Origin of the sequence: Paraburkholderia polaris (assembly GCF_012927345.1) — a bacterium.
Classification (GTDB): Bacteria; Pseudomonadota; Gammaproteobacteria; order Burkholderiales; family Burkholderiaceae; genus Paraburkholderia; species Paraburkholderia polaris.
Map to the genome: position 1 here is coordinate 1 of NZ_JABBGJ010000037.1, position 22,536 is coordinate 22,536.

Annotated in this window: 20 protein-coding genes; 11 read left to right on the forward strand and 9 right to left on the reverse strand. The window is 61.8% G+C overall.

From position 1 onward, the window contains the following. The coding region (locus tag HHL24_RS29970; protein ID WP_169488961.1) for a dihydroxy-acid dehydratase at positions 1–1,266 on the forward strand (1,266 nt) is incomplete at its 5' end. A gap of 182 nt (positions 1,267–1,448) precedes the next feature. Further along, positions 1,449–1,787, forward strand: coding sequence for a c-type cytochrome (locus HHL24_RS29975; RefSeq protein ID WP_169488962.1), 339 nt, complete (start codon positions 1,449–1,451; stop codon positions 1,785–1,787). An 81-nt stretch (positions 1,788–1,868) separates the two neighbouring features. On the opposite strand, the gene HHL24_RS29980 is transcribed toward HHL24_RS29975, so the two are convergent. The 3 genes from HHL24_RS29980 to HHL24_RS29990 form a co-directional block, all read right to left on the reverse strand. Beyond that, entirely contained in the window at positions 1,869–2,537 is a 669-nt protein-coding gene (locus HHL24_RS29980) for a DUF2486 family protein (protein ID WP_169488963.1), read from the reverse strand. Between the two features lie 93 nt (positions 2,538–2,630). Next, positions 2,631–3,047: a DNA polymerase III subunit chi gene (locus HHL24_RS29985; RefSeq protein WP_169488964.1), complete on the reverse strand. Its 417-nt coding sequence runs from the start codon at positions 3,045–3,047 to the stop codon at positions 2,631–2,633. Between the two features lie 52 nt (positions 3,048–3,099). Further along, positions 3,100–4,641: a leucyl aminopeptidase gene (locus tag HHL24_RS29990; protein ID WP_169488965.1), complete on the reverse strand. Its 1,542-nt coding sequence runs from the start codon at positions 4,639–4,641 to the stop codon at positions 3,100–3,102. Between the two features lie 136 nt (positions 4,642–4,777). Between HHL24_RS29990 and lptF the strand changes: the two genes are divergently transcribed. The 3 genes from lptF to HHL24_RS30005 are packed head-to-tail and all read left to right on the forward strand — an operon-like array spanning position 4,778 to position 7,437. After that, positions 4,778–5,875, forward strand: coding sequence for an LPS export ABC transporter permease LptF (gene lptF / locus HHL24_RS29995; protein ID WP_169488966.1), 1,098 nt, complete (start codon positions 4,778–4,780; stop codon positions 5,873–5,875). A gap of 3 nt (positions 5,876–5,878) precedes the next feature. Beyond that, positions 5,879–7,027 (forward strand): LPS export ABC transporter permease LptG, encoded by a 1,149-nt coding sequence (gene lptG / locus HHL24_RS30000; protein ID WP_169488967.1) that lies wholly within the window; start codon positions 5,879–5,881, stop codon positions 7,025–7,027. An 11-nt stretch (positions 7,028–7,038) separates the two neighbouring features. Then, on the forward strand, positions 7,039–7,437 hold the full coding sequence (locus HHL24_RS30005; RefSeq protein WP_169488968.1) for a sirohydrochlorin chelatase: 399 nt from the start codon (positions 7,039–7,041) through the stop codon (positions 7,435–7,437). Here the strand turns inward: HHL24_RS30005 and cobA are convergent. The 6 genes from cobA to HHL24_RS30035 form a co-directional block, all read right to left on the reverse strand. Then, complete coding sequence (gene cobA / locus HHL24_RS30010) at positions 7,424–8,182, reverse strand: uroporphyrinogen-III C-methyltransferase (RefSeq protein ID WP_169489040.1); 759 nt, start codon at positions 8,180–8,182, stop codon at positions 7,424–7,426. The genes HHL24_RS30005 and cobA overlap by 14 nt on opposite strands. Before the next feature lie 54 nt (positions 8,183–8,236). Further along, positions 8,237–9,550, reverse strand: coding sequence for a sulfate adenylyltransferase subunit 1 (locus HHL24_RS30015; RefSeq protein WP_169488969.1), 1,314 nt, complete (start codon positions 9,548–9,550; stop codon positions 8,237–8,239). Between the two features lie 19 nt (positions 9,551–9,569). After that, the gene (gene cysD, locus HHL24_RS30020; RefSeq protein ID WP_169488970.1) at positions 9,570–10,532 is read right to left on the reverse strand and encodes a sulfate adenylyltransferase subunit CysD; all 963 of its coding nucleotides are present in this window, start codon (positions 10,530–10,532) and stop codon (positions 9,570–9,572) included. 114 nt (positions 10,533–10,646) lie between these two features. Then, positions 10,647–11,393, reverse strand: a complete 747-nt coding sequence (locus HHL24_RS30025) for a phosphoadenylyl-sulfate reductase (RefSeq protein ID WP_169488971.1) — start codon at positions 11,391–11,393, stop codon at positions 10,647–10,649. Next, a complete protein-coding gene (locus HHL24_RS30030) occupies positions 11,390–11,941 on the reverse strand; it encodes a DUF934 domain-containing protein (RefSeq protein ID WP_169488972.1) in 552 nt (183 codons plus the stop codon). The genes HHL24_RS30025 and HHL24_RS30030 overlap by 4 nt, the downstream gene beginning before the upstream one ends. Positions 11,942–11,963: 22 nt before the next feature. Further along, the gene (locus HHL24_RS30035) at positions 11,964–13,643 is read right to left on the reverse strand and encodes a nitrite/sulfite reductase (RefSeq protein ID WP_169488973.1); all 1,680 of its coding nucleotides are present in this window, start codon (positions 13,641–13,643) and stop codon (positions 11,964–11,966) included. A gap of 220 nt (positions 13,644–13,863) precedes the next feature. Between HHL24_RS30035 and HHL24_RS30040 the strand changes: the two genes are divergently transcribed. The 6 genes from HHL24_RS30040 to HHL24_RS30065 all read left to right on the forward strand — a co-directional run bounded on the left by HHL24_RS30040 (position 13,864) and on the right by HHL24_RS30065 (position 22,186). Next, positions 13,864–14,805 carry a CysB family HTH-type transcriptional regulator gene (locus tag HHL24_RS30040; protein WP_169488974.1) on the forward strand — a complete coding sequence of 314 codons (942 nt, stop codon included), beginning with the start codon at positions 13,864–13,866 and terminating at the stop codon, positions 14,803–14,805. A gap of 33 nt (positions 14,806–14,838) precedes the next feature. Next, positions 14,839–16,008: an ABC transporter substrate-binding protein gene (locus HHL24_RS30045; protein ID WP_169488975.1), complete on the forward strand. Its 1,170-nt coding sequence runs from the start codon at positions 14,839–14,841 to the stop codon at positions 16,006–16,008. Between the two features lie 290 nt (positions 16,009–16,298). Further along, on the forward strand, positions 16,299–17,507 hold the full coding sequence (locus HHL24_RS30050; RefSeq protein ID WP_169488976.1) for an efflux RND transporter periplasmic adaptor subunit: 1,209 nt from the start codon (positions 16,299–16,301) through the stop codon (positions 17,505–17,507). Positions 17,508–17,522: 15 nt separating this feature from the next. After that, the gene (locus tag HHL24_RS30055) at positions 17,523–20,714 is read left to right on the forward strand and encodes an efflux RND transporter permease subunit (protein ID WP_169488977.1); all 3,192 of its coding nucleotides are present in this window, start codon (positions 17,523–17,525) and stop codon (positions 20,712–20,714) included. Between the two features lie 81 nt (positions 20,715–20,795). Further along, positions 20,796–21,056, forward strand: coding sequence for a hypothetical protein (locus HHL24_RS30060; protein WP_063495029.1), 261 nt, complete (start codon positions 20,796–20,798; stop codon positions 21,054–21,056). A gap of 41 nt (positions 21,057–21,097) precedes the next feature. After that, a complete protein-coding gene (locus HHL24_RS30065) occupies positions 21,098–22,186 on the forward strand; it encodes a J domain-containing protein (RefSeq protein ID WP_169488978.1) in 1,089 nt (362 codons plus the stop codon). Positions 22,187–22,536 lie beyond the last annotated feature (350 nt).

The following is a 22,536-nucleotide window of genomic DNA, read 5'->3' on the forward strand; positions in this document are numbered from 1 at the left end:
ACCAACGTGCCGAGCATTTACGTGTATGGCGGCACGATCCGTCCGGGCAACTGGAAAGGCACCGACCTGACCATCGTGTCGTCGTTCGAAGCCGTGGGCGAGTTCACGGCCGGCCGGATGTCGCAGGAAGATTTCGACGGGATCGAAAAGAACGCATGCCCGTCCACGGGTTCGTGCGGCGGCATGTACACCGCCAACACCATGAGCTCGTCGTTCGAAGCACTGGGCATGTCGCTGCTGTATTCGTCGACGATGGCGAACCCCGACCAGGAAAAGGTCGACTCGGCAGCCGAATCGGCACGCGTGCTGGTCGAAGCGGTCAAGAAGGATCTGAAACCGCGCGACATCGTCACGAAGAAGTCGATCGAAAACGCCGTGGCCGTCCTGATGGCGACGGGCGGCTCGACCAACGCGGTGCTGCACTTCCTCGCCATCTCGCACGCAGCTGAAGTGGAATGGACCATCGACGACTTCGAGCGCATGCGCAAGAAAGTGCCGGTGATCTGCAACCTGAAGCCGTCGGGTCAGTTCGTCGCGACCGATCTGCATAAGGCGGGCGGCATTCCGCAAGTCATGAAAATTCTGCTCGACGCCGGCCTCTTGCACGGCGATTGCATCACGATCACCGGTAAGACGATCGCTGAAGAACTGAAGGACGTGCCGAGCAAGCCGCGCGCCGACCAGCAGGTGATCTTCCCGATCGAACAGGCGCTGTACAAGGAAGGCCACCTTGCCATCCTGAAGGGCAACCTGGCTGAAGACGGTGCCGTCGCCAAGATCACCGGCCTGAAGAACCCGGTCATCACCGGCCCGGCCCGCGTGTTCGACGACGAGCAAAGCGCGCTGGAAGCCATTCTGGCCGACAAGATCGTCGCCGGCGACGTGGTCGTACTGCGCTACCTCGGTCCGAAGGGCGGCCCCGGCATGCCGGAAATGCTCGCGCCGACCTCGGCGATCATCGGCAAGGGTCTCGGCGAAAGCGTCGGCCTCATCACCGACGGCCGCTTCTCGGGCGGCACATGGGGCATGGTGGTCGGTCACGTCGCGCCGGAAGCATTCGTGGGCGGCACGATCGCGTTCGTGCAGGAAGGCGACTCGATCACGATCGACGCACACAAGCTGCTCCTGCAACTGAACATCGACGACGCCGAACTGCAACGCCGCCGCGCCGCATGGCAACAGCCGAAGCCGCGTTACACGCGTGGCGTGATGGCGAAATACTCCGCGCTGGCACTGCCGGCCAACAAGGGCGCAGTGACGGGCTAAGCGTGCGCTGAGCACCTACTGATGCGCCTCGGTTCTTCGGGGCCAATCAGAAGCACTGCTCGACGCTACCTGAGCTACGTAAGTTACGAAAAGGCGCAAAGGGGCGCACGGGAAACCGTGCGCCCCTTTCCTTTTATAATGCGTGCACCACGAGTCGGGCACCTGCACCGACGGAGACCGGAATGAAATCATTGTCGTATGCAGCGCTTGCAGCGGCGGGCGTGCTGAGCGCTACGTTGGGCGTCGGCAGTCCGGCGGCGCACGCGGAGGCCGCCGGACTGGCGCTTGCCCAGCAGCAGAACTGCATGAGCTGCCACTCGGTGACGCGTCCATTCATGGGCCCGGCGCTGCATGACGTCGCCGCGAAATATGCCGGCCGCGAAGACGCCGCCACCTATCTGAAGCACAAGATTCTGGATGGCAGCACGGGTGTGTGGGGCCGGGTGCCGATGCCCGCGAATACGCAACTCACGCCCGATCAGGCGGCTACGCTGGCGAACTGGGTGATGACCCTGAAATGATTGACGCTTATGAAGACTCAAATGAACGCGGCTTGCTGAAAGCGGTGGGCGCGCCCGAATAAAGGCGCGCCACTGCCATGCTCAAGCGCCGCCCGAGCGCCGGGCGATCTCCTGATCGACCGCTTCCCTCACCCAGCCGGTCAATTCGGTCTCCAGAGCCAGCGCCACTTCGCGCGTGATCTGGTTCACGAGCCACGAAGTGTGATCCTGCAACGCATCGCGGCAGCGTGCTTCGATAACGCCGCGCCCCTCGCCCGTCAAAAATCCCGCAAACCGTCCACGCAGACGTTCGGCGATAACATCCGCATCGAGATTCGGTTGCGGCTGCGCGAGTGCTTCGTGAGCGATATCCGGCGGCACAATCGCGCCCGTCTCGATCGGCGCATGCGGTTCAGCCCGGTCGAAAACGCCCGCTGACGGCGCAACGGCAGGCTCATGTGCGTGCCGGTGATCGCCAGCGTGGTGTGCCCTCGAGCGTTTTTTCGGATGAGCGTGGTCTGCCGGATGCGCCTGCTCTGACACATGCGCGGGCTGCGGCGCAAGCGTCGGCTCCTCCCGCGCGGGCGCGGACTCTGGCCTGAGCACCGGCTCAGGCTCGTGCCTCGGTGCCGGCGCGAAGACCGGTTCTTGCGCTGTCTCGGGATCAGACACCGGCTGCGTACCGCCGGGCACATGGCGCGCCTGGGCAGGATTACCCGGTACGAGAATCTCGCTCAGAACCGGGATCGAACTATCGTTAGGATCGGACACGCGCACTCTCCGTGTTTGAGTCCAAGCTGCGGCAGGCCACGCGCACGTCGAATCCGTACGACAAAACACCACGCGACGCGGGCGGAGTGAAACCTAGCCGCCTTGCTTGTAGTTGTTCAAAGCATAGCCGCGATCGCGATAGAAACGATAGCGTTCGCGGCCCGCCGCGAGTTCGTCGTGTGCGTTACCGACCACTTCCAGCAATCTTTCGAAGCGAGCAAATTGCGCCGGCACCGTGGCGCCGAGATTCAGCAGCACCTGATGGTGCGGCACATCATCGAGGCTTGAAGCCAGCACGATCGGCGTTTCTGCGGCAAGCGGCGAGCCGGCCATGCAGTGCGGCACGAAGTCGAGTGGCGAGAACGTCCACAACTGCTCGTCGAAAGCCCGCAGGCGTTCGGGCTCGGCCAGCACGATGGTCGGCTGGCCCGACTGATACGCCTTGCGGATCAGGCGGCACGCATACAGCAGCGAATCGCCGACGTTCGAGTGAAAATCGATTCTCGTCATCGGCGGCTCCGCTTTGCGTCTACAGCGACGCCCACAGCCTTACTGCAACGCGTCATTGTGCGGCACGACCGTCAGCGGCCCGACCGTCAGCGGCCCTGTCGATCAAGAACTGCGCGAGCAACGGCACCGGACGGCCGGTCGCCCCCTTCGCCGCGCCGCTCTTCCATGCAGTGCCGGCGATGTCCAGGTGCGCCCACGGGTACGCTTCGGTGAAGCGCGACAGGAAGCACGCCGCCGTCACGCTGCCGGCCGGACGGCCGCCGATGTTCGCGAGGTCCGCGAAGTTCGACTTGAGCTGATCCTGGTACTCGTCGTCGAGCGGCAAGCGCCAGGCCGGGTCGGACGCTTCACGCGATGCGTCGAGCAATTCGCCCGCCAGCGCGTCGTCTTTCGAGAACAGGCCGCTGTTGTGATGACCCAGCGCGATGATGCAGGCGCCCGTGAGCGTGGCGATGTCGATCACCGCTGCCGGCTTGAAGCGCTCGGCATAGGTCAGCGCGTCGCACAGGATCAGCCGGCCTTCGGCGTCCGTGTTCAGCACTTCGATCGTCAGGCCCTTCATGCTGGTGACGATGTCGCCCGGCTTGGTAGCCGTTGCCGACGGCATGTTCTCGACGGCCGGGATAATGCCGACCACGTTGATTTTCAAGCCCATTTCGGCGACGGCGCGCAACGTGCCCAGCACCGAACCGGCGCCGCACATGTCGTACTTCATCTCGTCCATGCCTTCGCCCGGCTTGAGCGAAATGCCGCCGGTGTCGAACGTGACGCCCTTGCCGACCAGCACCACCGGCGCGGCTTTCGCGGCGCCGCCGTGGTACTGCAGCACGATGAACTGAGCCGGTTCGACCGAGCCGGCCGTGACCGACAGGAACGAGCCCATCTTGAGCGCCTCGCACTGCTTCTCGCCAAGCACTTCGACCTTCAGCTTCCAGTCTTTGGCGAGCTTCTTCGCGGTATTGGCGAGGTAGGTCGGCGTGCAGACGTTGCTCGGCAGGTTGCCGAGGTCGCGCGTCAGATCCATGCCGTTAGCGAGCGCGGCGCCCTGCTTGGCCGCGAGCTTGGCGGCCTTCTCGTCGCCCGTATTGACGCTGAACACGATGCGCTTCAAGGCGCGCGCCGCGTTGTCCGGCTTACTCTTCATCTGCGTGAACCGGTAGGTCAGCTCGCGCAGTGCGAGGATCGCGGCGCGCACGCCCCAATCGGCCGAGCGCTCGAGGATCGGCAGTTGAGCAAGCGTGAAGGTGACCTGGACGATCTTGGTGCCGAGCAGTGCGCGCCAGGCGGCCCGCACGGCTTCGCCGTAGGCTTTCTGGCTGAAAGCATCCTGCTTGCCGAGGCCGACCAGCAGCACGCGCGAAGCGCCGATGCCTGAGACTTCGTGCAGGAACAGCGTGGTGCCGGCCTTGCCGTCCATGTCGCCGGCCTTGATGATGCGGGTCAGGAGGCCCTTGGTGGCCGCGTCGATCTCCAGCGCAGCGCCCGAGAGCGTTTGCGACTCGAACACGCCGATTACGATGCAATCGGATTTCCCGGTCAGGAAACCGTTTGACGAGCCTTTGGTCCAATCACAGGCTTTTATGCTAAAGTCCATCGCGCTTGTCCTCGGATAAAGTCTGGGCTTAGGATGAAGCCGCAATTATCCGCTATTTTTCCCGCGGCGGCTGCACCGGAGGCGTGACGGGAACCAACCCGTGCGCCGCTGAGAGCGCCCCCTCTCTTCATCAATAATGATCTTCGAACGCTCCCTCCAGCGCGAACTCGCGTATACGGCTGGTGCCGTGTTCATGGTTCTCCTCACGCTCGTGCTGACGACGATGATGATCCGCATCGTCGGCCTCGCCGCCTCGGGCGAGATCGATCCGCGCGACGTGCTGGTCCTGATCGGCCTGACCGTGATCGGCTACCTGGCGATCATGCTCGTCGCGACCCTGTTCGTGTCGATTCTGTTCGTCCTGACCCGCTGGTACAAAGACTCCGAGATGGTGGTCTGGCTTGCCTCGGGTGTCAGTTTGACCCGCTTCATCAAGCCGATCGGTATTTTCGCCACGCCGATCATCATCCTCATCATGTTCTTCGTGTTCGTCGGCTGGCCGTGGTCGAACCAGCAGAGCAAGCTGCTGCGGGCGCGCTTCCAGCAGCGCGATGAAGTCTCGTTGCTGGCGCCGGGCCAGTTCCGCGAATCGGCTACCAGCCACCGGGTGTTTTTCATCGAGAAGATGTCGCCCGACCAGGCACGTGTCGAGAACGTATTCGTGACCAGCACGGAAAACGGCAAGGTCAACGTGGTCGTGTCGAAAACCGGCCATACCGAAACACACAAGAACGGCGACCGATTTGTCGTGCTGGAAAACGGCCGCCGCTATGACGGCGAACCGGGCCACCCCGATTTCCGCATCATGGAATTCGAGCGCTACGGCCTGAAGATCCAGAGCCAGCCAGTCGTCAATACACCGACTACGACCAGCTTGCCCACGCTCACACTCCTGCGCAACCCGACCAACGACAACCTTGCCGAATTCGCATGGCGTGCGGGGCTGCCGCTGATTGCGATCAACCTGATGCTGCTGGCGATTCCGCTGGCGCATCAGAACCCACGGCGCAGTCGTACTATCAATCTGGTGATGGCCGTATTGATCTATCTGACGTATTCCAATCTGTTGAACGTGGTGCAGGCGTGGATCGAGCAAGGCAGGATGTCGTTCGCGGTTGGACTGGTGGTCCTTCACGTTATCGTGGCGGCGATCGTCGCGTTCATCTTCTGGCTGCGCGTGCGCAACCGGCCGCTATTCACGCGGGCGATGTTCAGCCGTTCGCAGGGGGCCTGACCGATGCGCATTTATGAAAGGTATTTCGCGCGTCAGGTCTACCTCACGTTCATCTTTATTCTGTTCGCGTTCTCGGGTCTGTTCTTCTTCTTCGACTTGATCAACGAACTGAACTCAGTCGGCCACGGCAACTACAAGTTCCAGTACGCGGTGCTGCGCGTCGCGTTACAAACGCCCTCGCGCTTCTACGAAATCATTCCGGTCGCCGCATTGATCAGCGCGATCTACGTGTTCGCGCAGATGGCGGCTAACTCCGAGTACACGATTTTCCGCGTGTCGGGCCTCGCGACGAATCAGGCGCTCCGCTCGCTCCTGAAGATCGGTATTCCGCTGGTAATCCTGACTTATTTCATCGGAGAAGTCGTCGGGCCGTATACGGATCAGTTGTCGGAACGCGTGCGGCTTGAAGCGCTGGGGTCGTCCGTGTCGAGCAACTTCGAATCGGGTGTCTGGGTGAAGGACACGCTCACCGCGCGCGCGGACGGCGAGCAGGTGACGCGCTTCGTGAACGTTGGCGAATTGAAGCCGGACGCGACGATCAGCAACGTGCGGATTTATGAATTCGACTCGAAGTTCCGGCTCTCGAACGTGCGGATTGCGAAGAGTGGCACGTATCAGCCGCCGGGGCATTGGCAGCTGACTGACGTGACGGACACGCAACTGATCGACGTGCCCCCTCCTCCGGGTACGCCGGCCGATGCGTTGAATCCGGTGTATCGCGCGAAGCAGGTGGCGTTGCCGGAGTATTCGTTGCGCTCGGAATTGACACCGCAGATCCTATCGGTGCTGCTCGTGTCGCCGGACCGGATGTCGATGTTCAATCTGTTCCGCTACATCCAGCATTTGACCGAGAATCATCAGGACACGCAGCGGTATGAAATTGCGCTGTGGCGCAAGCTGCTGTATCCGTTTGCGGTGTTCGTGATGCTGGTGCTGTCGCTGCCGTTTGCGTATCTGCATACGCGCGCCGGCGTGGTCGGTGTGAAAGTTTTCGGCGGGATTATGCTGGGGATGAGTTTTCAGCTGTTCAACACGCTGTTCTCGCATATTGGCACGTTGAATACGTGGCCTGCGCCGTTGACCGCGGCTACACCGGGGCTGGTGTATCTGGTGCTCGGGTTAGTCGGGTTGAAGTGGGTCGATCGGCATTAGGAGCCTTAGCCATGGACTTGCATGGAATTGTGCTGTTTGGGCATGGCGCGAGGGATGCGCGGTGGGCGGAGCCTTTTGCTCGCCTCGCTGCGAAGCTGGAGGCTGCTCATGGCGCCGCTGGACCGGTTTCGCTGGCATTTCTTGAGTTGATGGAACCCGATCTGCCAACCGCTGTGGCCGCTCACGTTGCTCACGGATGCTCGGTTGTGACCGTTGTGCCGGTGTTCTTTGGGCAAGGTGGGCATGTCAGGCGGGATTTACCTGCGGTGCTCGACGTTTGCCGGGCGGCCCATCCTGGCGTCGCTATTCACTGTGCGACCGCCGTCGGTGAGGATGATTCTGTGCTCGATGCTGTGGCGGATTATTGTCTCCGGCAAAGCAAAAAAAACACCCCCTTCACGCCGCGCTAAGCAACGCTTCCGAAGAAGAATCCGTCCGCTGCCCGGCCCGCGCCGCAAAAGCCTCCCCGATCATCAGAAGACTCGGCTGCGAGGCATCAACCCATCTTTGCGCCTCTCCGGCCGCGAGTTCCTCGAGCGTCAAAGTCAGCGTCCGTTCGCGCTCCGTACTGCAAGCCTCGACAATCGCGACAGGCGTAGAAACAGCGCGCCCAGCGTCGATCAATTGCTGGGCGATTTCCACCCCACTATCGCGCCCCATATAGAACACGAGCGAATCCGCATTCACCTGCTCGCGAATCTCATCGGACCCCGGCGCCCGGCTAAAAGTAGCCAGCGCGATACTGCGCGAAACACCTCGCAGGGTCAAAGACCGCTTCAACGAAGCCGCACTAGCCAGCGCCGCTGTAATCCCAGGCACAACCTCGTACTCGATGCCCGCCGCTTCCAGCGCCCGCATCTCTTCATCGGCACGCCCGAACAACATCGGATCGCCACCCTTCAGACGCACCACCACATCGTGCTCAAGCGCAGCATCCACAATCTGCTTGTTGATGAACTGCTGCGCCGTCGACAATTGCCCACAGCGCTTACCCACCGCAATCCGCCGCGCGTGAGCAGGCGCGTAGTCGAGCATCGCCGGCTCGACCAGCGCATCGTGCAACACGACATCGGCCATACCCAACAGCCGGGCCCCGCGTACCGTGATGAGGTCCGCAGCACCCGGCCCTGCTCCGATCAGATAAACCTTACCCATTTGCATCAACCTGTTCGTTAAGGCGCCCGCGGTGCGCGACCAAGGCTCGCTAAATTACGCCGAAAACGCCCGGATCATCCCAGCCGCGACGGTGTGATGCGTCGCTTCGTCGATCAGTACGAAGGCGCCCGTGCCCTGATGCGAGTCGTACACGTCGCACACCAGCGGCTTTTGCAACGTCAGCGAGACGCGGCCGATGTCGTTCATCGTCAGGTCCTTGCGATCGGTCGCCTGCGACAGCGTATGCACGTCGAGCACTTCCTTGATCGCACCGATGCGCGCGAACACCGTGTTGGTGGTCTGCTTCAACAGATACTTGCGTTGCGTCGACAGCGGCGTATCGTCGAACCAGCACAGATCGGCTTCCAGCTTCTTCGCCGGCTCCGGCGCTGCTTCGCGCAGCACGAAGGTATCGCCACGCGACACGTCGACGTCTTCCGCCAGACGGATCGTCACGGTTTGACCGGCAAACGCACGGTCCACCGCCGCCGTACCACCCGTCACCGGCGCGATGATCTCGGCAACCGTCGCTTCACGGTTCGCCGGCAGCACGACGATGGTGTCGCCGACCTTCACCTCACCCGCTTCGACACGGCCCATATAGCCGCGGAAGTCGTCAGCCTGGCTGCCGTCCTGACGCGCCACCCATTGCACCGGGAAGCGCAGCGCCTGGCCCGTCGGAATATCGACCGGCAACGCTTCGAGCAAATCGAGCAGCGGCTCGCCTGCGTACCACGGCATGCTCTCGCTAGCCGTCACGATGTTGTCGCCCTTCAGCGCCGAGACCGGCACGAAGCGCACGTCGTTCAGACCCAGTTGACGCGCGAGTTCGACATACGCATCGCGAATCTCGTTGAAGCGCGTTTCGCTGTAGTCGACGAGGTCCATCTTGTTGATCGCGACAATCGCGTGCTGCAAGCCGAGCAGCTTCACGAGCGCGCTATGACGCTTGGTTTGCGGCAGCAGTTGCGCGACACCGTCGACAAACGTCACACGCGTTGCGTCGACCAGAATGATCGCTGCGTGCGCGGTCGATGCACCCGTCACCATGTTGCGCGTGTATTGCTCGTGGCCCGGCGTGTCAGCAATGATGAACTTGCGCTTTGCCGTTGCGAAGTAACGGTATGCGACGTCGATCGTAATGCCCTGCTCACGTTCGGCTTCGAGGCCATCGGTCAGCAGCGACAGATCGATTTCGTCGCCAACGGTACGCTTATTCTTCGCGCGCGACAGTGCCGAGAGCTGGTCGGAGAGCACAGCCTTGCTGTCGTACAGCAGGCGGCCGATCAACGTGCTCTTGCCGTCGTCGACGCTGCCCGCAGTGATGAAACGCAGCACGCCGAGGTCTTCTGGTTGGTGAATATTCATTTGCATTGCTCTCGTGTGCTTAGAAATAACCTTGCTTCTTACGCTGTTCCATCGCGGCTTCGGAAACCTGATCGTCCATCCGCGTCGCGCCGCGTTCCGTGATTTCAGTCACGGCCGTTTCCGCGATGATCTTCTCGAGATCATCGGCATCGCTTTCCACCGGGCACGTGCAGCTGATATCGCCCACGGTGCGGAAACGCACCAGCGCAGTTTCGCTGGTTTCGCCTTCACGCATCGGCGTGAGCGGCGTGACCGGCACGAGCAGGCCGTTGCGGCGCACGATCTCGCGTTGATGCGCGTAATAGATCGACGGCAGTTCGAGCTGTTCGCGGGCAATGTATTGCCACACGTCGAGTTCGGTCCAGTTCGAGATCGGGAACACGCGCAGGTGTTCGCCGTTGTGCAGACGCGCGTTATACAGGCTCCACAGTTCCGGGCGCTGTGCCTTCGGATCCCATTGGCCGAATTCGTCGCGGAACGAGAAGATCCGTTCTTTTGCACGGGCCTTTTCTTCGTCGCGGCGCGCGCCGCCGATCAGCGCGGTGTACTCATGTTCCGCGATCGTTTCGAGCAGCGTCACGGCTTGCGCAGCGTTGCGCGAATCCAGTTCGCGACGCAGACGCACCGTGCCGCGCTTGATCGAATCTTCGACGTGACCCACCACCAGCTCAGCGCCGATCTCTTTCGCGCGGCGATCGCGGAAGTCGATCACTTCCTCATAGTTGTGACCGGTGTCGATGTGCACGAGCGGGAACGGCAGCACGGTCTTGCGATTCGCGCCAATGCCGAAGGCCTTCAGCGCGAGGTGCAGCACCACGACCGAATCCTTGCCGCCCGAAAACAGCAGCGCGGGCTTGCTGCATTCGGCGACCAGTTCGCGCAGGATGTGGATAGACTCGGCTTCGAGCCAATCGAGGTGATCCATCCGGTTCGCCGTGTTGGTAAGCGGTGCATTCACAGTGGAATCGAGCGTGGTGCTCATGTTTGGGTCCTTCGTTGATTCGCCTGACAAGCGGTTGCTCGCCCAGGCGGAACTATTCAAATCGGTATCTGCGGCGTTCAAGCTAAAAACCAACGCCTGAATCGCCTGAATGCTTTATGCCGAAGCGTTCTCGCTGCTGCTGACGGGGATCGGCGTAATCGTCGTGATATGCAGTCCACATTCCTTCGTATCGCGCGACTCCCACCACCAGCGCCCTGCACGGCTGTCTTCACCGGGACGGATCGCGCGGGTACAAGGTTCGCAGCCGATGCTCGGGTAACCACGCGCATGCAGCGGGTTGACCGGCACGTCCAATGCTTTCAGATAGTCCCACACTTCAGCTTCGGTCCAGTCCGTCAGCGGATTGAACTTGGCGATGTTGCGCGCCGCATCGTGTTCTTCCTCATGCAGTTCGGCCCGCGTGACCGACTGCTCGCGGCGTTGCCCCGTCACCCACGCGCTGACGTCCGACAGCGCACGGTTCAACGGTTCGACCTTGCGAATTTCGCAGCAGCGCTTGCGCAGATCGACGCTTTCATAGAACGCGTTCAGACCATGCGAGCCGACATATTCTTCAACTGCTGCAGCTTGCGGATGAAACTGCTCGATATCGTAACCGTAGCGCTCTTTCACGCGATCGAGCATGCCGAGCGTTTCCGCATGCAAACGGCCCGTGTTCAGCGAGAAGATGCCGATCTTCACACCACGCGACAGGATCGCGTGCGTGAGCAGCATGTCTTCTGCTGCAAGGCTGCTGGCGAGCTTCACGTTCGCGTGGCGCGCCGCGATCGAATCGAGCAGCGCATCGAGGCGCTCGACCTTCGCAGCGAGTTCCGGCGTGAACGATTGTGCGCCGCTCATGCCGAGGCCTTTGCCAGCTCGCCCACGAGTTCGCCTGACTCGCGGCGGCGGAACAGCGGCGAGGAGTTCACCGCGCCCTGATAGTTGAAGCTGAATTCGTCGAACGCCTTGAGCGCGTCGTCGAAGTCTTTGTCTTCACGCAGTGCATACGCATCGAAGCCGCAGCGAAACATGAACGTCAGTTGATCGCGCAGCACGTCGCCGATCGCGCGCAGTTCGCCCTTGTAGCCATAACGCTCGCGCAACAGGCGAGCGATGCTATAGCCGCGGCCGTCGCGGAACACCGGGAAGTCCACGCCGATCAGCGCGATCGTGTCGAAGTCGCCGACGATATCCGCCGGTTCGCTATCCGGTGCGAGCCACACGCCGATTTCAGCGGTGCTGCGCGATGCAATCAATGCATCACGGGAAGCCTGCCACAACGTGAGCGGCACCAGCACTTTGCCGGCCGGCAATTCATTCACTGCGGGCAGCGTGCCGTCTTCAGCGGCGCGCACCACCGTCCAGTCATCGTTGACGATCGCGCGGTTCTTGATGATAGAAGCCATCTGTTCAGTATCCTTTTCGCAGTTACGCGTGAGCCGGTTGACGCGAGGCGTACACACGTTCCTTGAACGGGGTCATGCCGATGCGGTTGTACGTTTCGACGAAGCGTTCGCCTTCAATGCGGTTTTCCACGAACGTATCGATCACCTTGCTGATCACGTCCGGCATTTCTTCCGCCGAGAACGACGGGCCGATCACGCGGCCGAGATGCGCGCCCGTGGCGCCCGTACCCTGCTCGCCACCGAGCGTCACCTGATACCACTCCGAGCCGTCCTTATCGACGCCCAGAATGCCGATGTTGCCGACGTGGTGATGGCCGCAAGCATTGATACAGCCCGAGATGTTCAGCGACACGTCGCCGAGGTCGTACACGTAGTCGAGATCGTTGAAACGTTCCTGAATCGCCAGCGCAATCGGAATCGACTTCGCATTCGCGAGCGAGCAGAAATCGCCACCCGGGCACGCGATGATGTCGGTCAGCAAGCCGATGTTCGGCGTTGCGAAACCCTGCGCCTTAGCCTTTTCCCACAGCGCAAACAGGTCGCGCTTCTTCACGTTCGCGAGAATCAGGTTCTGTTCGTGCGAGACGCGAATTTCGCCGAGCGAGTATTCGTCGGCCCAATCGGCAACCGCTTCCATCTGCGCGTCGGTGGCGTCGCCCGGGGCGATCGTGGTCGGCTTCAGCGACAGCGTGACGGACGAATAACCCGACACCTTGTGCGGACGCACATTGCGCTCGACCCAACGCGAAAAGCCGCGGTTTTCCAGCAAATGCTTTTCGAACGATGCATCCGTGTCGGCCAGCTTTTCATATACCGGTGGCTGGAAATACTGCACCACGCGATCCACTTCCGCTTGTGTGAGCGTCGACGGACCGTCCTTCAGGTGTTGCCATTCTTCTTCGACCTGCGCCGAGAATTTCTCCGGGCTCAGCGCCTTCACGAGAATCTTGATACGCGCCTTGTACATGTTGTCGCGGCGGCCGTAGCGGTTATACACACGCAGCACGGCTTCGCAGTACGTCAGCAGGTGTTGCCACGGCAAATCACGGCGGATGATCGCACCGATGATCGGCGTACGGCCCATGCCGCCGCCGGCCAGGATGTCGACCACCAACTCGCCCTGCTCGTTCTTCTTCAGATACACGCCCATGTCGTGAATCTGCACGGCAGCGCGGTCTTCCGTCGAACCCGACACGGCGATCTTGAACTTACGCGGCAGCCAGGCGAATTCCGGGTGGAACGTCGACCATTGACGCAGAATTTCTGCCCAGGGACGCGGATCGACCACTTCATCCGGCGCTACGCCAGCGAACTGATCGGCCGTGATGTTACGGATACAGTTGCCCGAGGTCTGGATGCCGTGCATCTGCACAGCAGCGAGCTTGCGCAGGATTTCCGGCGTTTCTTCGAGCTGGATCCAGTTGTACTGGATGTTCGAGCGCGTCGAAAAGTGGCCGTAGCCGCGGTCGTGCTCGCGCGCGATCTGGGCCAGCACGCGCATCTGATCGCTGCGCAGGTTGCCGTACGGAATCGCGATGCGGTGCATGTACGCGTGACGCTGCATGTACAGGCCGTTCTGCAGGCGCAGCGGACGGAACTCCTCTTCGCTCAATTCGCCCGACAAGCGGCGGCGAACCTGATCGGCGTATTGCGCGACCCGCTCATCGACGATGGTCTGGTCGTACTGATCGTATTGGTACATTCGGGGACCCCAATTTTTTGCAGTAACAGCGCAGCGGTCCGGTTCCGCCGCGCCTGGCTATCTCTGTTTGTCAGCACTCGCCCATGAACGTTTAGACCCTCCGCTCATTTGCTTATGACAAATACAGATATCCATATTGAAAAAGATGGACAGATCGTAATAAACTCGCCTTATATTTCAAACGACTAAAAAATTCTTTTGATATGCGGAGAGGTTATATATGAACCTGCATCAATTCCGCTTCGTCCGCGAGGCTGTGCGGCAGAACTTCAATCTGACCGAAGCGGCCAAAGCCCTGTTTACAAGCCAGCCGGGCGTCTCCAAGGCGATCATCGAGCTGGAAGACGAGCTGGGCGTCGAAATCTTCACGCGGCACGGCAAGCGGGTGCGCGGGATGACGGAGCCGGGGCGCATCATTCTTCAGTCGGTTGAGAAGATTCTGCAGGAGGTCGAGAGCCTCAAACGGGTCGGTAAAGATTACGCGGCCCAGGATCAGGGCAATCTGGTGATCGCCGCCACCCACACCCAAGCACGCTACTCACTTCCGGCCGCGATCGCCGAATTCAAGAAGCGCTTCCCAAAAGTTCACCTTTCAATTCTGCAAGGTAGCCCGACGCAGGTCGCCGAGATGGTGATTCACGACCAGGCCGACCTGGCCATTGCCACTGAAGCGATCGCTAACTATAAGGAACTGGTCTCGCTACCGTGCTTCCAGTGGCACCACGTCGCCGTGATGCAACCGGATCACCCGCTGCTCGACCGCAAACTTTTGTCGTTGGATGATCTGACCCAATATCCGCTGATTACGTACGACAACGCGTTCGCCGGCCGCACCAAGATCAACGAGGCGTTCCGCCTGCGCGGGTTGCATCCGGACATCGTGCTGGAGGCGATCGACGCCGACGTGATCAAGACCTATGTGGAACTGGGGCTAGGCGTCGGCATCATGGCGGATATCGCGTTCAACGCCGAGCGCGACCGCCATCTGCGCGCGATGCCGGTCGGCCACCTGTTCGGCAGCAACGTGACGCGGGTCGCGCTGAAACAGGGTGCGTATCTGCGCAGCTATGTGTATACGCTCGTCGAACTGCTGTCGCCGAGCATGAATCGCAAGCTGATCGAACAGGCGCTCAAAGGCGAGCACGAAACCTACGAACTTTGACATCACCACGCTTCCCGCTATGGAGACCCCTCGATGAAGTCGTATCAGAAAAAGATCAGCGGCCTCGCCGCCGCTTTTGGTTTTGGCGCGCTCTTGCTCGCCAACGCAGCACACGCCGACATCAAGGTCGGCATCGATCTGTCGAGCACCGGCCCCGCCGCCGTGATCGGCATTACGAGTAAGAACGCGATGCTGATGTGGCCGGCCACGATCGCCGGCCAGAAAGCCGATTACATCTTCCTCGACGACGCTTCCGACCCGGGTGCGGCGGTTCGCAATATTCACAAGCTGATCAATGAAGACCACGTCGACGTGATCGTCGGCCCGAATATCACGCCGGCGGCGATGGCCGCGCTCGATCCGGTCGCCGAAAGCCAGACGCCGATGATCACGCTGATCGGCTCGGCGAGCGTGGTGGAGCCGCAGGAAGGCAAGAAGGTCTGGGCCTACAAGATGGCGCAGACCGATAGCGCGATGGCCGACGTGATGACACGCTACATGTCGAACCACAACGTGAAGACGGTGGGCTTCATCGGTTTCGCGGACGGCTACGGCGAAAGCTGGCTCAACGAGTTCAGCAAGTTCGCGGCCCTGCGTCATATCCAGTTGGTGGCCACCGAGCGCTACAACCGCACCGACGCCAGTGTTACCGGCCAGATCCTCAAGCTGATGGCAGCCAAGCCCGACGCGATCCTGATCGCCGGGGCCGGCACGCCGACCGTGCTGCCGCAACGCACGCTGATCGAACGCGGCTTCAAAGGCCCGATCTATCAGACGCACGGTATCGCCACGCCCGAGTTCATCAAGCTGGGCGGCAAGGACGTGGAAGGCACGCTGTTCCCGACCCAGCCGGTCGTGGTGGCGCGCACGCTGCCGGCCGATCATCCGGCGAAGAAGGCGGCGCTCGCGTTCACCAACGAATACGAAGCAAAGTACGGCCCGGGCAGCGTCACGCAGTTCGCGGGCGATGCAGCAGGCGTGTATCCGCGTTTGCAGGATGCAGTCGCGCGTGCGTTGAAGACGGCGCAGCCGGGCACGCCGGCTTTCCGCATTGCGTTGCGTGACGAACTGGAACACGCACATGAACTGGTCGTGCCGAACGGTGTGGTCAATACGAGCCCGAAGGACCACGTCGGTCTGGATCAGCGCGCGAGCGTGATGGGCACGATCAACAACGGCAAGTTTGTTTATCTGAGTCAGTGAGCATGGCATGCGCGGCGGGTTCCGTCCCGGTTCAGCCGCGCGCATCGCACTACCCATCGCCACCGGTTGTCCGTCTGAATTTGTCACTTTTAGTCAATATGCACGCCTGCCGCCCGAGCCCACCGTTCGAGCGGCGCGCGCCATGCAAGCTGCGTGTAACATGCTGACGGCCAGCTTGCAATGAACGGCGAGTTCTGGCTAATTTGCCGATTCCGTGCGAGCGCGGGGCGCCTTGAGACCACAAGGCCGCCACCGCCTCTCGCCAGTTCGTGAAGTCCGTCAGACCGCGCATGCTAAAAACCAGAAAACGCATCATCGTCGCCGCCGTTGTAGCCGGTGTGATCCTCGCCATTGCGATCGGCCACGCCATCAGGAAGCGCAGCGGCGCCGTTGACGCCAACGTCGGGGCCCCTTCTTCCGTCGTCGAATTCGCGCCTGACGACCTCACCACCGTCAGCCGCCGGACCCTCTCCGAAACGCTGCCGCTGACCGGTTCACTGCGCGCAGTCACGCAAGCCGCGGTCAAATCGAAAGTTGCCGGCTCGGCGCTCAACGTCATGGTGCGCGAAGGCGATCCGGTCAAGACCGGTCAGATCCTCGCGAAGATCGACGCCCGCGACTACGTCGCCCGCGCCGAACAGACGCGCGGCCAGATGGCCGCCATGGCCGGCCAGCTCGACATCGCCAGACAGACGCTCGACAACAACCGCGTGCTGGTCGAAAAGGGCTTCATTTCGAAAAACGCCTTCGACACCGCGCAAAGCCAGTATCAAATCGCGCGCGCGAATCTCGACGCGGCGAAGGCCGCGCTGGCGTCGTCGAATCTGTCTTTGGACGATACCGTCGTGCGCTCGCCGCTCGACGGACAGATCGCCTCGCGCTCGGTTGAACCGGGCGAGAAAGTTGCCATTGATACCAAGCTGTTCGACGTGGTCGATCTGCGCACGCTCGAACTGGAAGCGCCGGTGCCGGTCGGCGAGATCGGCCGCGTGCGGATCGGCCAGCCGATCCAGATCGCGTTCGACGGTATCGACACACCGATCCAGGGCGCAATCACGCGCATCAACCCGGCCGCGCAAGCCGGCTCGCGTTCGATCATGGTGTACGTGCAGGTCGCCAACCCGGCGGGCACGCTGCGGGTCGGCATGTTCGGCACCGGCACGATCTCGGTCGGCAGCCGGCAGGACGTGCTGGTGGTCCCTGCCACCGCCATCCGCACGGACGGCACGCGCCACAGCGTCTATGCGCTCGTCAACGGCAAGCTGGTCGAGCAGCCGGTGCAGACCGGCGCGACCGGCGATGCCGACGGCGACACATGGACCGAGATCGTCGGCGGCCCACTGGCGCCCGGCCAGCAGATCGTGAAGAACAATCTCGGCTCATTGCGGATCGGCAGCACCGTGCATGTGGTGCAGCCCGCCCAATCGGCGCCATCCGCCCAGCCCGGGCAGGATGCCCCGCAAGCGGCCAGCGTGCCGGGCGCAAGCAGCACACGCTGACCGGAGCCCCTGCCTATGTGGTTCACCCGCATCAGCATCGGCAACCCGGTGCTCGCCACGATGATGATGATGGCGCTGCTCGTCATCGGTCTGTTTTCTTATCAGCGGCTCAAGGTCGATCAGTTCCCGGACATCGCGTTCCCGGTCGTGGTCGTGCAGACCGCGTATCCGGGGGCGTCGCCGGAATCGGTCGAGTCGGACGTCACCCGCAAGATCGAGGAAGCGGTCAACACGATCAGCGGCATCGACGAAATCACCTCGCGTTCGTACGACGCGCAGTCGGTCGTGATCGTGCAATTCGATCTTTCGGTGGATGCGGTGCAAGCCGCCCAGGACGTGCGCGACAAGATCGCGCTGATCCGCCCCGATCTGCGCGACGGCGTGAAGGACCCGCGCGTGCTGCGCTATGACCCGTCGGATATGCCGATCATCACGGTGGCCATCTCGAACGCACCGGGCGCGTCGTTGTCCACGCGCGATCTCACCACCGTCGCCGATCAGATCGTGCGCAAGCGGCTCGAAACGGTGCGCGGCGTCGGCTCGGTGTCGCTGGTTGGCGGCGTAAAGCGGCAAGTGCAGATCGATGTGAATCCGGAGAAGCTGCAGGCGCTTTCGATCGGCGTCGATCAGGTGATCCGTGCGGTGCAGAACGAGAATCAGGAGATTCCGGCCGGACCGCTCACGTCGAGCAATGTCGAGCAGACCGTGCAGGTCAAAGGCCGCTTCGAAAAACCGGACGACTTCAAACGCATCATCATTGCGCGGCGCGGCGCGCAGTCGGCGATACCGACAGCCTCTTCCGCGACACAGCCCGTCACACTCGATCAGGTCGCCGATGTGGTGGACGGCCAGCAGGAACCCGACAGCATGGCGCTGCTGAACGGCCAGCGCGCGCTGTTCCTGTCGATCATCAAGGCGCAAGGCGAGAACACTGTGGAAGTCGCACACGGCGTGCGTGACGCAGTCGGCCTTCTGCAGCCGCAACTGCCACCCGGCGTCAAACTGAGCATCACCGACGATTCGTCGATCAACATTGAAGACAGTGTCAACGAAGTGAAGCGTACCTTGCTCGAAGGCGCGCTGCTGACGGTGCTGATCGTGTTCCTGTTTCTCGGTTCGTGGCGCAGCACCGTGATCACCGGCCTCACCCTGCCGATCGCGCTGATCGGCACCTTCGCGGTGATGTACGCGTGCGGCTTCACGATCAACGTGATCACGCTGATGGCGCTGTCCTTATGCGTCGGCCTACTGATCGACGATGCGATCGTGGTGCGCGAAAACATCGTGCGGCACGTGCAGCTCGGCGCGGACCATCGCACCGCCGCGCTCGACGGCACCAAGGAAATTGCGCTCGCCGTGCTGGCGACCACCTTTTCGATCGTCGCCGTATTTTTGCCGGTGGGCTTTATGGGCGGCATCATCGGCCGCTTCTTCCATCAGTTCGGCATTACAGTGGCCGCCGCCGTGCTGATCTCGATGTTCGTGTCGTTCACGCTCGATCCGATGCTGTCCTCGATCTGGCCGGACCCCGATCTACACGACGCGGACACTGGCCGCAAGGGCTATCGCTATGGGCGCGTCATCGAACGTTCCCTGCATCTGTTCGACAAGCAGATCGGCCAGCTCACCGCGTTCTACCAGCGCCTGCTGGGCTGGTCGCTGAAGCATCGCGCGATCACGCTGGCCGTGGCTGCGGCCACGTTCTTCGGCAGCCTGTTTCTGGTGCCGTTCGTCGGCACCGAGTTCGTGCCGAATGCGGACTTCTCCGAAACGCAGATCGGGTTGAACACGCCGGTGGGCACCTCGCTCGAAGCCACTTCGGAAAAAGTGAAACAGGTGCAGGCGATTCTCGCCACCTACCCCGAAGTGCGCTTCAGTTACGCGACGGTCAACTCGGGCAACACGCAAGGCAAAAACACCGCGCTGATCACCGTGCGCCTGAAAGACCGGCGCGACCGCACGCGCGGCATGGTCGAATTGAACCAGGTGTTCCGCGCCCGGCTCGCCTCGGTGGCGGGCGTGTCGATTACCGAAATCGGCGTGCCCGATGGCGCCGGCAGCACGAAAGCGATCCAGTTGAGCTTGCAGGGTGACAACATCGACAAACTGCGCCGGCTTTCGGATGCGGCTCAAACGCGGATGGCCAAGATCCCGGGCCTCGTCGATCTCGATTCGAGTCTCAAGGCGGATAAGCCGATCGTCGCGATCAACGTGAAGCGCGAACTGGCGTCCGACCTCGGCGTGGGCGTAGCCGATATCGGCACCGCATTGCGGCCGCTGCTCTCCGGCGATGCCATCAGCACATGGCGCGCCCCCGACGATCAGGACTACGACGTCAGCGTGCGCTTGCCGCGCTCGCAGCGTCAGGACGTCGACGATCTGGCCAAGCTGATGATCGCCACCAACCGCACCGACGCGAACGGTGCGCCGGTGCTGGTACCGCTGCGGCAGATCGCGGATATCGTCAAGACGACCGGCCCCGATGTCTTGAACCGGCGCGACCTGCAACGCGAGGTGATGCTGTCGGCCAACGTCAATGGCCGCTCGCCCGGTGAAGTGGCCTCGGACGTCGCGAAAACGCTCGACGCGATGCATCTGCCCGCGGGCTACCACTATCGATTCGAAGGCTCGACCAAGAGCATGAACGAATCGTTCGTGTACGCGGTGGAGGCGTTGGCGCTGGCGGTGATCTTCATCTACATGATTCTCGCGTCGCAGTTCGCCAGCTTCGCGCAGCCGCTTGCGATCATGGCGTCGCTGCCGCTTACCTTGATCGGCGTGCTGATCGCGCTACTGCTGTTCGGCAGTACGTTGAACATGTTTTCGATCATCGGCTTCGTGATGCTGATGGGCCTTGTCACGAAGAACGCGATTTTGCTGATCGACTTCGCGAATCAGGCGCGGCGCGGCACCCTGCTCGATGCGTCCGGCAAGGGTCGCGTGATGGAGCGGCGTGAAGCGCTGCTCGAAGCGGCGCGTGTACGTCTGCGGCCGATTCTGATGACCACGCTGGCGATGATCTTCGGCATGCTGCCGCTGGCGGCGGCGCTCGGTGAAGGCGGCGAGCAGCGTGGCCCGCTCGGGCAGACGGTGATCGGCGGTGTGATTACGTCGTCGATTCTGACGCTGGTGGTCGTGCCGGTGGTCTATACGGTGCTGGAGGATTGGGCGGATTGGCTGCGGAGAAAGTTCAGACGCAAGGCGTAGCGTCACGCAATCAAGCAACTTCGCAGGCCCTGCGCGAAGTTGCTACAGTAGAAGTCTTTCCCCGACCAGCCGTCCCCCATCATGCGCACCACCCGAGCCATCCACGCCGTCGAGCGGCTAAAAACCCGCAGCGGCAATCCGCAGTTCGCAGCGATCAGCCTGTCCGGCGGCCTGTTTTATCTGGTCGACAAATCGAGCGGCACGGACAAGAAAGTCTCCGACCCGCTGACGCTCGACGACTTCGTCAAATTCGTCGACGGTTTTGGACCGCCCAAGCCACGCAAGGCAAGCAAGCTCGATATCGCATTCGAAGAGCAGATCCGGAAGAGCAAGGGCAGCTAGGCGGCGCCCCACCCCATTTGACGACCGAAGATATCCGCTCCATGACCAGGACAAGCGCCAGGTCCGTCAGCATCGCGCCGGACCACAATCAACCTACCCTGTCGAAGGGCCAGAAAGCGTTCAACACGCTGATCAAACAGATCGAAAAGCGGCGCGCCAGTTTGAGCGCGTGGGAGGAGTTCGCGCCGGCTTTCCAGCAAAAGTACGTGAATGAACTGCTGCCGCTGACGCAGAAGATGCAACATTTGCGTGCGCGAATGGCGCACCTTCTCGACGAGCAGAGCAACCAGAAACGTATCACCCAGACCGAGCGGCGCACCCTTTCAGCGGTGATTGTCGATCTGGCGGCGAGGTGTCTCGGGGAAGAAGATAGCGGCGACTTGAAAGCGCTATACAACCGGCACAGCGGGTCCGACTACGACGACGACAGAGCGTCCGAGTTAGACGAAATGAAATCGATGCTGGAGACGGTATTAGGCGTTGAGCTGGACGACATCGACATGAACTCGCCCGACGAAGTTCTGGATCGCCTGCAGGCGCATATCGAACAGGACGACGCTGCGCAAGCGGCGGAACATCAGGCGCGGCAGGCGCAATGCGCCCCGAAAAAGAAGACGGCGAAGCAGATAGCGGCCGAAACGCGCCGCGAGGAAGAAGAAGCGCAACTGAGCCGCTCGATTCGCGAGGTGTATCGCAAGCTGGCGAGCGCGTTGCATCCCGATCGCGAAAGCGATCCAGAAGAACGCAAACGGAAAACCGCGCTGATGCAACGCGTCAACGAGGCCTACAGCAAGAACAATCTGCTGCGTTTGCTCGAATTGCAGCTGGAACTGGAACACATCGATCAGAACGCGATCGATAACCTGAGCGAAGACCGGCTCAAGCATTACAACAAGATACTAAAGGAGCAGGTCGGCGAACTCGACGACGAAATTATGTTTGTCGAAATGGCGTTCAAGGAACGCTACGGGCTCGACCCGATGGCTTCCATCACGCCGAAGAAGGCAATGCACGAGCTGGCGGAAGACGTTTTCATGCTGCAGGAACAGATCGAATCGCTCGAGTACGATCTGGTGGAGTTCCAGGACCTCGGTACGCTCAAGGCCTGGTTAAAAATCAGGCGGCGTTGAATTGAAAGGCTCCCTTCGCTGCCCGGCATGCGCGTCACGTATCCACCGTCAAGCAGGTTTTATCTCGCACCATTGACCGTCCGCCGCGCTGCTTGCCTGCACTGCATCGATGAAGCGCAGGCTCGCCACACCGTCGCAAGGACGGATCGCCAGGAATTAATACGGGGTCGGGCGGCCGCGGCGAGAGCCGTCCCAGGGCGGCGGCCGGACGGCGCACCGCCCGTGACGGCATGGGTTCGCGCCGCCATTTGGTACAATCCCGTAGTTACCCTGCCGTGTCCTGCGTCCTGAGTTGTGTCCGGGGCTGTACCCCGGAGTCACACCCCGAGGTCGCCGGTCAGTGGCAAAGA

Coding starts and splice junctions, on each gene's coding strand:
- HHL24_RS30050 (WP_169488976.1), top strand. CDS start 16,299: ATGCTAAAAACCAGAAAACGCATCATCGTCGCCGCCGTTGTAGCCGGT.
- HHL24_RS30045 (WP_169488975.1), top strand. CDS start 14,839: ATGAAGTCGTATCAGAAAAAGATCAGCGGCCTCGCCGCCGCTTTTGGT.
- HHL24_RS30065 (WP_169488978.1), top strand. CDS start 21,098: ATGACCAGGACAAGCGCCAGGTCCGTCAGCATCGCGCCGGACCACAAT.
- lptF (WP_169488966.1), top strand. CDS start 4,778: ATGATCTTCGAACGCTCCCTCCAGCGCGAACTCGCGTATACGGCTGGT.
- HHL24_RS29975 (WP_169488962.1), top strand. CDS start 1,449: ATGAAATCATTGTCGTATGCAGCGCTTGCAGCGGCGGGCGTGCTGAGC.
- HHL24_RS30060 (WP_063495029.1), top strand. CDS start 20,796: ATGCGCACCACCCGAGCCATCCACGCCGTCGAGCGGCTAAAAACCCGC.
- HHL24_RS30055 (WP_169488977.1), top strand. CDS start 17,523: ATGTGGTTCACCCGCATCAGCATCGGCAACCCGGTGCTCGCCACGATG.
- HHL24_RS30025 (WP_169488971.1), bottom strand. CDS start 11,393: ATGAGCGGCGCACAATCGTTCACGCCGGAACTCGCTGCGAAGGTCGAG.
- cysD (WP_169488970.1), bottom strand. CDS start 10,532: ATGAGCACCACGCTCGATTCCACTGTGAATGCACCGCTTACCAACACG.
- HHL24_RS29990 (WP_169488965.1), bottom strand. CDS start 4,641: ATGGACTTTAGCATAAAAGCCTGTGATTGGACCAAAGGCTCGTCAAAC.
- cobA (WP_169489040.1), bottom strand. CDS start 8,182: ATGGGTAAGGTTTATCTGATCGGAGCAGGGCCGGGTGCTGCGGACCTC.
- HHL24_RS30005 (WP_169488968.1), top strand. CDS start 7,039: ATGGACTTGCATGGAATTGTGCTGTTTGGGCATGGCGCGAGGGATGCG.
- HHL24_RS30035 (WP_169488973.1), bottom strand. CDS start 13,643: ATGTACCAATACGATCAGTACGACCAGACCATCGTCGATGAGCGGGTC.
- lptG (WP_169488967.1), top strand. CDS start 5,879: ATGCGCATTTATGAAAGGTATTTCGCGCGTCAGGTCTACCTCACGTTC.
- HHL24_RS29985 (WP_169488964.1), bottom strand. CDS start 3,047: ATGACGAGAATCGATTTTCACTCGAACGTCGGCGATTCGCTGCTGTAT.
- HHL24_RS30040 (WP_169488974.1), top strand. CDS start 13,864: ATGAACCTGCATCAATTCCGCTTCGTCCGCGAGGCTGTGCGGCAGAAC.
- HHL24_RS30015 (WP_169488969.1), bottom strand. CDS start 9,550: ATGAATATTCACCAACCAGAAGACCTCGGCGTGCTGCGTTTCATCACT.
- HHL24_RS30030 (WP_169488972.1), bottom strand. CDS start 11,941: ATGGCTTCTATCATCAAGAACCGCGCGATCGTCAACGATGACTGGACG.